At 72.5% G+C, this 9925-nt stretch carries 9 protein-coding genes; 1 reads left to right on the top strand and 8 read right to left on the bottom strand.

Annotated elements, in window-relative coordinates; translation table 11 throughout:
- From K6I34_RS23465 to K6I34_RS23450, 4 genes are all read right to left on the bottom strand, one after another.
- Nucleotides 1-269, bottom strand: a 269-nt coding sequence (locus K6I34_RS23465; RefSeq protein WP_308294043.1) for a biotin/lipoyl-containing protein, incomplete at its 3' end; no start/stop codon positions are given.
- A gap of 48 nt (nucleotides 270-317) precedes the next feature.
- The gene (gene lpdA, locus K6I34_RS23460) at nucleotides 318-1706 is read right to left on the bottom strand and encodes a dihydrolipoyl dehydrogenase (protein WP_229328315.1); all 1389 of its coding nucleotides are present in this window, start codon (nucleotides 1704-1706) and stop codon (nucleotides 318-320) included.
- 382 nt (nucleotides 1707-2088) lie between these two features.
- A complete protein-coding gene (locus K6I34_RS23455) occupies nucleotides 2089-3609 on the bottom strand; it encodes a leucyl aminopeptidase (protein ID WP_229328314.1) in 1521 nt (506 codons plus the stop codon).
- A gap of 351 nt (nucleotides 3610-3960) precedes the next feature.
- Entirely contained in the window at nucleotides 3961-4746 is a 786-nt protein-coding gene (locus K6I34_RS23450; protein ID WP_229328313.1) for an adenosylcobinamide-GDP ribazoletransferase, read from the bottom strand.
- Between the two features lie 80 nt (nucleotides 4747-4826).
- On the opposite strand from K6I34_RS23450, the gene K6I34_RS23445 reads away from it, so the two are divergent.
- Nucleotides 4827-5564, top strand: a complete 738-nt coding sequence (locus tag K6I34_RS23445) for a hypothetical protein (RefSeq protein ID WP_229328312.1) — start codon at nucleotides 4827-4829, stop codon at nucleotides 5562-5564.
- On the opposite strand, the gene K6I34_RS23440 is transcribed toward K6I34_RS23445, so the two are convergent.
- The 4 genes from K6I34_RS23440 to K6I34_RS23425 form a co-directional block, all read right to left on the bottom strand.
- Nucleotides 5531-6274, bottom strand: a complete 744-nt coding sequence (locus tag K6I34_RS23440) for a hypothetical protein (protein ID WP_229328311.1) — start codon at nucleotides 6272-6274, stop codon at nucleotides 5531-5533. The two genes, K6I34_RS23445 and K6I34_RS23440, sit on opposite strands and share 34 nt — an antisense overlap.
- On the bottom strand, nucleotides 6271-8040 hold the full coding sequence (locus K6I34_RS23435; protein WP_229328310.1) for a phosphatidylglycerol lysyltransferase domain-containing protein: 1770 nt from the start codon (nucleotides 8038-8040) through the stop codon (nucleotides 6271-6273). The genes K6I34_RS23440 and K6I34_RS23435 overlap by 4 nt, the downstream gene beginning before the upstream one ends.
- 85 nt (nucleotides 8041-8125) lie before the next feature.
- Complete coding sequence (gene cobT, locus K6I34_RS23430) at nucleotides 8126-9172, bottom strand: nicotinate-nucleotide--dimethylbenzimidazole phosphoribosyltransferase (protein WP_229328309.1); 1047 nt, start codon at nucleotides 9170-9172, stop codon at nucleotides 8126-8128.
- Nucleotides 9173-9241: 69 nt separating this feature from the next.
- Nucleotides 9242-9925: bifunctional adenosylcobinamide kinase/adenosylcobinamide-phosphate guanylyltransferase (locus tag K6I34_RS23425; protein ID WP_229328308.1), on the bottom strand; the 684-nt coding region annotated here is incomplete at its 5' end.

The raw sequence follows: 9925 nt of genomic DNA, 5'->3' as shown, positions 1-9925 counted from the left end.
GCCGGGGCGGGGGCAGCGGCGGGGGCGCCGGTGCCGTCGTCGATGATGGCCAGCTCGGCGCCGACCTCGACCGTCTCGTCCTCGGCGACCTTGATGGAGGCCAGGATGCCGGACGCGGGGGCCGGGATCTCGGTGTCGACCTTGTCGGTGGAGACCTCGAGCAGCGGCTCGTCGGCCTCCACTCGCTCACCCTCGGCCTTGAGCCAGCGGGTGACGGTGCCCTCGGACACGCTCTCGCCGAGCGCCGGCAGTGTTACGGAAACCGCCATGGTGCGGTTGCTCCTTACGAGTAGTACGGGTGGTGGTGCGCTCGGGAATCAGTCGTGCGCGTGCAGCGGCTTGCCGGCCAGGGCCAGGTGGGCCTCGCCGAGCGCCTCGTTCTGCGTCGGGTGCGCGTGGATGAGCTGCGCGACCTCGGCGGGCAGCGCCTCCCAGTTGTAGATGAGCTGGGCCTCGCCGACCTGCTCACCCATGCGGTCGCCCACCATGTGGACGCCCACGACGGCACCGTCCTTGACCTGGACGAGCTTGATCTCGCCGGCGGTCTTGAGGATCTTGCTCTTGCCGTTGCCCGCGAGGTTGTACTTCAGGGCGACGACCTTGTCCGCGCCGTAGATCTCCTTGGCCTTGGCCTCGGAGATGCCCACGGAGGCGACCTCGGGGTGGCAGTACGTCACCCGGGGCACACCGTCGTAGTCGATCGGCACGGGCTTGAGACCGGCGAGCCGCTCCGCCACCAGGATGCCCTCGGCGAAGCCGACGTGCGCGAGCTGGAGGGTCGGGACGAGGTCGCCGACGGCCGAGATGGTGGGCACGTTGGTGCGCATGTACTCGTCGACCAGGACGTAGCCGCGGTCCATCGCGACGCCCTGCTCCTCGTAGCCCAGGCCCTGCGAGACCGGGCCGCGGCCGATGGCGACCAGCAGCACCTCGGCCTCGAAGGTCTTGCCGTCGGCGAGGGTGACCTTGACACCGGTCTCGGTGTACTCGGCGCTCTGGAAGAACGTGCCGAGGTTGAACTTGATGCCGCGCTTGCGGAAGGCACGCTCCAGCAGCTTGGAGCTGTTCTCGTCCTCGACCGGCACGAGGTGCTTGAGGCCCTCGATGATCGTGACGTCGGTGCCGAAGGACTTCCACGCGGAGGCGAACTCGACGCCGATGACGCCGCCGCCCAGGATGATCGCGGACTGCGGGACGCGGTCCAGCACCAGCGCGTGGTCCGAGGAGATGATGCGGTTGCCGTCGATCTCCAGGCCCGGCAGCGACTTCGGCACGGAGCCGGTCGCCAGCAGGACGTGGCGGCCCTGGATGCGCTGGCCGTTCACGTCGACCGAGGTCGGCGAGGAGAGGCGGCCCTCACCCTCGATGTAGGTCACCTTGCGGGAGGCGACCAGGCCCTGGAGGCCCTTGTACAGGCCGGCGATCACGTCGTCCTTGTACTTGTGGACGCCCGCGATGTCGATGCCCTCGAAGGAGGTCTTGACACCGAACTGCGCGGCCTCGCGAGCCTGGTCCGCGACCTCACCGGCGTGCAGCAGTGCCTTGGTGGGGATGCAGCCGTTGTGCAGGCAGGTGCCGCCCAGCTTGTTCTTCTCGATCAGAGCGACGTCCAGACCCAGCTGCGCTCCGCGCAGGGCAGCGGCGTAACCGCCGCTACCGCCTCCGAGGATCACTAGGTCGAAAACGGTGCTGGCGTCGTTCGCCACGTCACGTCCTCCATGCATGGGTACGCCGGAGCCGGTCGTCGATGACCGGGCGGCGGCTGTCGTTCGGCCGCTTTTGTTCGGCCCTGGGTCGGTGGGCCCTGTCCTGCCGAGACAACATCTTCGCACTTGTTGACGGACGACGGGACGCCGGGCCGGGGCTGTGAGGCGACTGATGCGTCACCTTCTGGGGTTACTGATGCGTACGGGCCGGTGGATTTCGTTACGGGCGAACGAACGCCGCGCGGCCCCGGGCGGAAGGCCCGGGGCCGCGCGGCACGGCGGTCACCGGCTCCTCGCGGAGCGGCCGCGCCGCGCTTTTCCGGGTCTTCCCGGGCCTTCCCGGGTCTTCCAGGGAAGAGGCCCGGGCTCTACCGGTCCCGCGTCAGCCCAGCTCGCCGTCGGCGGTGCGCTCCGCGAGGCGGACCAGGGTGCGGATCGAGGAGCCGGTGCCGCCCTTCGGGGTGTAGCCGTAGGGCGCGCTCTCGTGGTACGCGGGACCCGCGATGTCCAGGTGCACCCACGGGATGCCCTCGCCCACGAACTCCTGCAGGAAGATGCCCGCGAGCAGGCCGCCGCCCATCCGCTCGCCCATGTTGGCGAAGTCGGCGACCGGCGAGTCCATGGCCTTGCGCAGCTCCGCCGGGAGCGGCATCGGCCACGCCTGCTCGCCGGCCTCCTCGGCGGTCTCGTACACGGAGGTGCGGAACGCGTCGTCGTTGCCCATGACACCGAACGTGCGATTGCCGAGCGCGAGCACCATGGCACCCGTCAGGGTGGCGACGTCGAGCAGCGCGTCCGGGTTCTCCTCCGAGGCGCGGGCCAGGGCGTCACCCATGACCAGGCGGCCCTCGGCGTCCGTGTTGAGCACCTCGCAGGTCTTGCCGCCGTACATCCGCAGCACGTCGCCCGGACGGGTGGCGGAGCCGGACGGCATGTTCTCGGCGAGGGCCAGCCAGCCGGTGACGTTGACCCGCAGCCCGAGCCGCGCCACGGCCACGACGGCGCCGAACACGGCGGCGGCGCCCGCCATGTCGCACTTCATGGTCTCGTTGTGACCGGCCGGCTTCAGGGAGATGCCGCCCGAGTCGTAGGTGATGCCCTTGCCGACCAGCGCGATGGTCTTCTCGGCCTTGGGGTGGGTGTAGGCGATACGCACCAGGCGCGGCGGGTTCGCCGAGCCCTGGCCGACGCCCATGATGCCGCCGAAGCCGCCCTTGAGCAGCGCCTTCTCGTCCAGCACCTCGACCTTGAGGCCGTGCTCCTTGCCCGCGGCCTGGGCCACGGAGGCGAACTCCTTGGGGGTGAGGTCGTTCGGCGGCAGGTTGACGAGGTCGCGGGCGCGGTTGATCTCCTGCGTCAGCACGGTCGCGCGCTCGGCCGCCGCCTTGTACGCCTTGTCACGGGGCTTGGCGCCCACCAGCACGACGTCGGCGAGGGGCGCGCCCTTGTCGGCCTTCTCGTTCTTCCGGCTGCCGTCGACGGGCGTGAAGGCGTACGCGCCGAGCAGCGCGCCCTCCGCGATGGCGGAGGCGGAGCCGGCGTCGGTCACCGGCAGGGCGAACCCGGCCTTCTTGACACCCGCGAGCGCGCGGGCGGCGGAGCCCGCCGCGCGGCGGAGCGCCTCGTGGCCGAAGTCCTCGTCCTCCGGGGCGTCACCCAGCCCGACCGCCAGCACGACCGGGGCCTTCAGCCCGGACGGGGCGGGGAGCTTGGTCGTCTCGCCCTCGGCGCCGGTGGCACCGAGGGTCTCCAGGATCGTGGCGAGCTTTCCGTCGAACGCCTTGTCCACGGCTTCGGCGCCGGGCGCGACGAGCGGGCCCTTGGGGCCCTTCGCCACGCCGATGACGATGGCGTCCGCGCGGAGCGTCGCCGCACTGGACGTGCTGAGAGTCAGAGCAGACACGGTGGTGGGGTCCCTACTTCCTTGAGTTCTTCGGCCGATGGGTGGGCCGGCCGCACCTTGGGCATGGTATGCGGCGGGCTCCGCCGGTGGGTGGCAGGGTTCTCACCGTCGTTTGATGCGCCTGCCGGGGTGCCACTTGCGCTGCGCGCGGCTGCGGGTTCGCTGTGCGGCGCCTACCGGGGTGCCTCTTGCGTTCCGCGCGCGGCTGCCGGTTGCGTCGTGGCTGGTCGCGCAGTTCCCCGCGCCCCTGATGGGGCGCGCCCTGCGTCTTACCTTTCCGGTTGTGGGCAGGCGTTCCGCAGGGCGGAACGGGTGGGCACAACCGGACCACGGACCCGCACCACAGCCGGGTCAGCCCAAAGTCAGGGTGACCAAGGCCGTCGTCGCCGCCGTCTCCGCCAGGGAGCCGAAGACGTCGCCTGTCACGCCGCCGAAGCGGCGCACGCAGTGGTGGAGGAGGAGTTCGGAGCCGGTCAGGGCGAGGAGGACGGCCACCACGCCGTGCCAGGAGAGTGCCGCGCCCGCGAGGGCGAGGACGAGTGCCGTCACCGCCAGTGCCCAGCGCGCCCGCAGGGCTTCCGCCACCGCCGCGCCCAGCCCCCCCGGCCGCGCCGCCGGTACGCCCGCCCGGCACGCCAGGGTCAAAGCGCAGCGGGCCGTCACCCCCGCGACCGTGGCGGCGAGAGCGCCGCGCGACGGCGACGCGTCGTAGAGGGAGGCGAGCGCGGCCACCTGCCCGAGCAGGGTGAGCAGCAGCGTGATGACGCCGAACGGGCCGATGTCCGACTGTTTCATGATGCGCAGCGCGTCCTGTGCCGGCTTGCCGCTGCCGAGGCCGTCCGCGACGTCCGCGAGGCCGTCCAGGTGCAGGCCGCGGGTGAGGACGGCCGGTACCGCGACCGCGGCCACCGCGGCCAGCGCGGGGCTCGCGCCCAGGAGGAGGAACAGCCAGCCGAGCCCGCCCGCGCAGCCGCCCACGACCAGCCCGGCCAGCGGTGCGGCGGCCATGCCGCCGCGCGCGGCGGCGCGGTCCCAGCGGGTGCACCGTACGGGCAGCACGGTCAGCGTGCCGAAGGCGAAGCGGAGCGCCTGCCCGGGCGTGGCGTGGTCGGCGCGGCCGGGGGTCGTGTCGGTCATCGCGGCACCCTACCCCGCCGCCCCGGCGCGTTAAGTTGGCTGGTGAGTCGGGGTGAGGAGCCGTTCGGGAGCGGAGAACCATGGGTCACTGGCTGGCGCGCAACATTGTCGAACCGGGCAAGCTGCCGCTGCTGCTCGCGCTGGGCGCCTTTGTGCTGACCTTCCTCGTCACCCGGGTGATCACCCGTCTGATCCGGGCGGGCAAGGGCCCCTTCCGCAACATCCGCCCCGGCGGGCTGCATGTGCACCATGTGGTGCCGGGCATCGTGCTGATGGTCGTCGGCGGCTTCGGCGCCGTCGCCGAGGGCAGGCACGGCTTCGGGGCCGCGGTGTCGGCCGTGCTGTTCGGCACCGGCGCGGGTCTGGTGCTGGACGAGTTCGCGCTCGTGCTCCACCTGGACGACGTCTACTGGACGGAGCAGGGCCGCAAGAGCGTCGAGGTCGTGGTGATGACGGCGGCGCTGGTGGCGCTGGTGCTCTCCGGCTTCCTGCCCTTCGGCGTCAACGAGCTGACCCCCGACGAACTCCAGAACCGCACCATCCTCGTGACCAATTTCGTGGTCAACTTCCTCGTCTCGCTGATCGCCCTGCTGAAGGGCAAGCCCCGGATCTTCGTGGTCGGCTGCGTGGTGCCGCTGGTGGCGCTGATCGGCGCGGTACGGCTGGCCCGGCCGGGCTCACCGTGGGCCCGGCGGTTCTACCGCCGCCGCCCGCGCGCCCTGCGCCGGGCGCGGGCGCGCGCCGACCGGCACGACGCCCGCTGGGCCGCCGTCCGCAACCGTCTTCACGACCTCCTGGCCGGGGCCCCCGACCGCTGACCGCCGTCCGGGCCGGTGTCCGAGCCCGTGCCCGAGTAGGCGTCCCGCCGGGGCTTGCGGCGCCTGCGCAGCTCGTCGGCGCAGCACAGCACGAGCATCGCGGCGACGGCGGCGATGTGCTCCTTGCCCGCCAGGTTCGGTTTGATCACGGCCTCCGCGACCATGGCCAGCACGACCGTCGCGCAGGTGAACCAGGCCCGGTAGCGCCACGAGACGTACACCGCGAGCCCCACCACGGCCGCCGAGGGGCCGGTGTCGATCACCTTGGCGGCCTCCGGCGGCAGCCCGAACACCGAGCCGGGGCCGATGTGCACGGCCAGCCGCGCGTACATCGTCCCGACCAGCGTCGCCACGTACGAGATGGCCAGCGTGCGCCACTTGCCCAGGCAGATCTCCGCGATGCCGAAGACCAGCAGGACCTGCGCCAGCGCGCCCCACACCGGCAGGTCCAGCGCGGGCACGAACAGCGACAGCGGGGTGCGCAGCAGCGCCAGCCACCAGGGCAGCTGTGCCTGCACCGAGCCGAGCCGCTGCACGGGCTGGAAGCCCCAGGATTGGTTCTGCACGATCTGGAAGACCGCGGTCAGGGCCACGGCCGTGAGGGTCATCGGGATCGCGCGGAACTTCTTGCGTACGAGGGCCCGCCGGACGGTGCCGACCAGCGGACCCCATTCGGTGCGCGCGGCGCGACGCAGCGCCGCGCGGTTCATCGCGGGCTCTCCAGATGCTTGCGGTTGAGCCATTTGGGCAGGCCGGGGGCCTCCAGGAAGCCCTCGGCGCGAGCGGCCGCGATGCCGATCCGCGGCAGATCGCTGCTCTTCTCGAACAGCATGAATCGAGGTTCCCAGATGGGGCGGTATTTCGCATTTGCTCGGTAGAGCGATTCGATCTGCCACCAGCGGGAGAAGAAGCTCAGCAGCGAGCGCCAGATCCGCAGCACCGGCCCGGCGCCCAGCTTGGAGCCGCGCTCGAAGACCGAGCGGAACATCGCGAAGTTCAGCGAGACCTGGGTGATGCCGAGCCCCTTGGCCTGCTGGAGCAGCTCGATGACCATGAACTCCATCAGGCCGTTCTCGGAGTCCCGGTCGCGCCGCATCAGATCCAGCGACAGGCCCTTGGGGCCCCAGGGCACGAAGCTCAGCAGGGCCCGCAGCTCGCCGTCGCCGTCATGGCACTCCAGCATCACGCAGCGGCCGTCGCCCGGGTCGCCGAGGCGCCCGAGCGCCATCGAGAAGCCGCGTTCGGTCGCCCCGTCGCGCCAGTCGTCGGCGCGCCGCAGCAGCTCGGCCAGCTCCGCCTCGGGGATCTCCTCGTGGCGGCGGACGGTCACGGTGTAACCGGCGCGCTTGACCCGGTTGTACGCCTGCCGGACGGTCCGCATCGCGCGGCCCTCCAGCGTGAACTCGGCGGTGTCCACGATGGCCTCGTCCCCGATCTCCAGGGCGTTCAGACCGTGCCGGGCGTAGATCGTGCCGCCCTCCTCGCTCGCGCCCATCACGGCCGGGCTCCAGCCGTGCTCGCGCGCCTCGGCCAGCCAGGGCTCGATGGCGCCCGGCCAGGCCTCGGGGTCGCCGATGGGGTCGCCCGAGGCCAGGGACACCCCGCCGACCACGCGATAGGTCACGGCCGCCTTGCCGCTGGGGGACCAGATGACGCTCTTCTCGCGGCGCAGCGCGAAGTAGCCCAGCGAGTCGCGGTCGCCGTGCCGGTCGAGGAGGGTGCGCAGCCGCTCCTCGTCGTCCGCGGTGAGCGGGTCGGTGGCACGCCGGGCGCGGAACGCCGCGTACACCACGAGCAGCAGCAGGGCCGAGCTCATGACGTTGACGAAGACGTCGACCCAGCCGGGCGTGACGATGTCCGGGTACCGCTCGTCGTCCACGCTGATCGAGATCAGCCGCATGAAGCCGTAGTGCCACTGCTCCAGGAACGAGGAACGGGACGCGTGCTGCGCCTCGTTGGTGGCCATGACCAGCAGGCCCGCGGTGAGCGAGGTGACCAGCAGGCCGCCGACGGCCACCAGGGAGGCCAGCTTCGGGTTGGAGCGGTCGCCCTTGGCGTAGAACTCGTTCCGGCCCACCAGCAGGGCGCCGACGAAGAGCGCCGTCGCCACCAGGGAGAACCAGTTCGGCGCGTGTCTGTTGAACTGCCGGTCGGTCATCAGCGCGGCCATGAAGACCAGGAACAGCCCGGACAGCGCCAGGTTGAGGATCCACGAGGCCCGCTTGCGGCGGCGCAGGGTCACCGCCATCACCAGCGACCACAGCGCCGACGCGAAGCCCGCCGTCAGCAGGTAGGGCGTGAAGAACTCGTTGTCGTTGTGGCGGCGGATGTCCGCCCCGAACGACACCCAGACCGCGCTGAGCAGGTTGACGAACGTGACGACGCGCAGGTACCACACGGCGAATGCGGCGGCGCGCCGTGACCGGGCGGCGGCAGTCGGCGTGCCTTCATCCGGAGTCAAGCGGACTTCTCCCATGGAAATTGAGCATATGGGGCACTGTCTGCGGTGGAGCCGCCGCTTCCGGCACGGTCCCGAGAACCGTCCATGGTCCCGGGAACCGTCAGCCGCGCTCGGGGAGCTCCGCCGCCAGGGCCGCCGCGGCCTGCACCAATGGCAGAGCGAGCAGCGCCCCCGTCCCTTCGCCCACAGTGACGCCATGATCGAGCAAAGGGTTGAGCGCCATCCGGTCGAGTGCCTTCGCCTGGGCCGGGTCACCGGTCGACTGCCCCGCCAGCCACCAGTCGGGCGCCCGGAACGCGACCCGCTGCGCCACCAGGGCACAGGCCGCCGAGACCACGCCGTCGAGGACGACCGGCATCCGGCGGACCGCGCTCTGCAGCAGGAAACCGGTGGCCGCGGCGATGTCCGCGCCGCCGGTCGTCGCGAGCAGCTGCAGTTGGTCGCCCAGCACCGGACGGGCCCGGCGCAGCGCGTCCCGGATGGCCGCGCACTTGCGCATCCACGCCAGGTCGTCGATGCCCGCGCCGCCGCGGCCGGTGACCACGGAGGCGTCCGTGCCGCACAGCGCGCCGATCAGGGCGCCCGCCGCGGTGGTGCCGCCCACGCTCAGGTCGCCCAGGACCACCAGGTCCGTGCCCGAGTCGGCCTCCTCGTCGGCGAGGGCCATGCCCGTACGGAACGCGGCCTCCGCCTCCTCGGCGGTCAGCGCGTCCTCGACGTCGATACGGCCCGAGCCGCGGCGCACCCGGTGCCGGGTGACCTCCTCGGGCAGCTCGCCGGGGTCGCAGTCCACCGACATGTCGACGACGCGCAGCCGCGCGCCCGTCCGCCGCGCCAGGATCGCGGTGGTGCTCCGCCCGTCCAGGGCGGCCCGCACGAGCTCCAGCGCACCGCCCTTCGGGCCCGCCGAGACGCCCAGTTCCGCGACGCCGTGGTCGCCCGCGAACAGCAGCGCGGTGACCTGTTCGAGGGGCTTGACCGGCACGGTGCCCTGCGCGGCGGCGAGCCACTCCGCGAGTTCGTCGAGCCTGCCCAGCGCGCCCGGCCGCGGCACGAGGCGCTCACGCCGTGCCTCGGCGTCCCGGCGGACGGCCGGGTCGGGACGCTCGATCAGCGTGGCGAAGTCATCAAGATTCAGACCGCTCATCCGCGCAACATTACCCGCGCGGACGGGGGCCTATCCCTCTCCCGGCCCGCCGGACTTCGAGGGCGTCGGTCAGCGCAGCGGCAGCGCCTGGCCCGCGACGACCAGGACGACGTGCTCGCACTCGTCCGCGAACGCCGCGTTGAGACGGCCCAGTGCGTCGCGGAAGCGCCGCCCCGAGGCCGTCGCCGGGACCACGCCCGAGCCGACCTCGTTGCTCACCGCCACCACCGTGCGGCGCGTCGCGCGCACCGCCGCGACCAGGGCCGCCGCCCGGTCGGCGAGCGCGTCCGAACCGCCGCCCGCCCAGGTCGCGTCGTCCCACGCCCCGACCGCGTCCATCGCGTCGGTCAGCCACAGCGACAGGCAGTCGATCAGCAGGGGCGGCCCGTCGGCGGTCAGCAGCGGCACGAGGTCGCAGGTCTCCACGGTGCGCCAGGAGCCGGGGCGGCGCTCGCGGTGCAGGGCGACGCGGGCCGCCCAGTCGGTGTCGCCCTCGCGGGTGCCGCCGGTCGCCACGTACACGACGTCGGGGAAGGACTCCAGGCGCCGCTCCGCCTCCACCGACTTGCCCGATCTCGCGCCGCCCACGACCAGCGTGCGGCGGGGCAGGTCCGGCACCGCGTGGTAGTCGCCGACGGCCAGGGTCGTGCCGTCCGGCACGGCCCGCGCGCCCGCCGACGCCAGCCGCCGGCGCAGTTCCTGGCCCGGCGGCACGTCGTGGTCGAGGTGCACGGCCAGCACGTAGGTGGTCGC

Source organism: Streptomyces sp. UNOC14_S4 (assembly GCF_020740835.1).
Lineage (GTDB): Bacteria > Actinomycetota > Actinomycetes > Streptomycetales > Streptomycetaceae > Streptomyces.
Note: the sequence above shows the minus strand (reverse complement) of the source record. Positions and strands in the feature narration are given on the sequence as shown.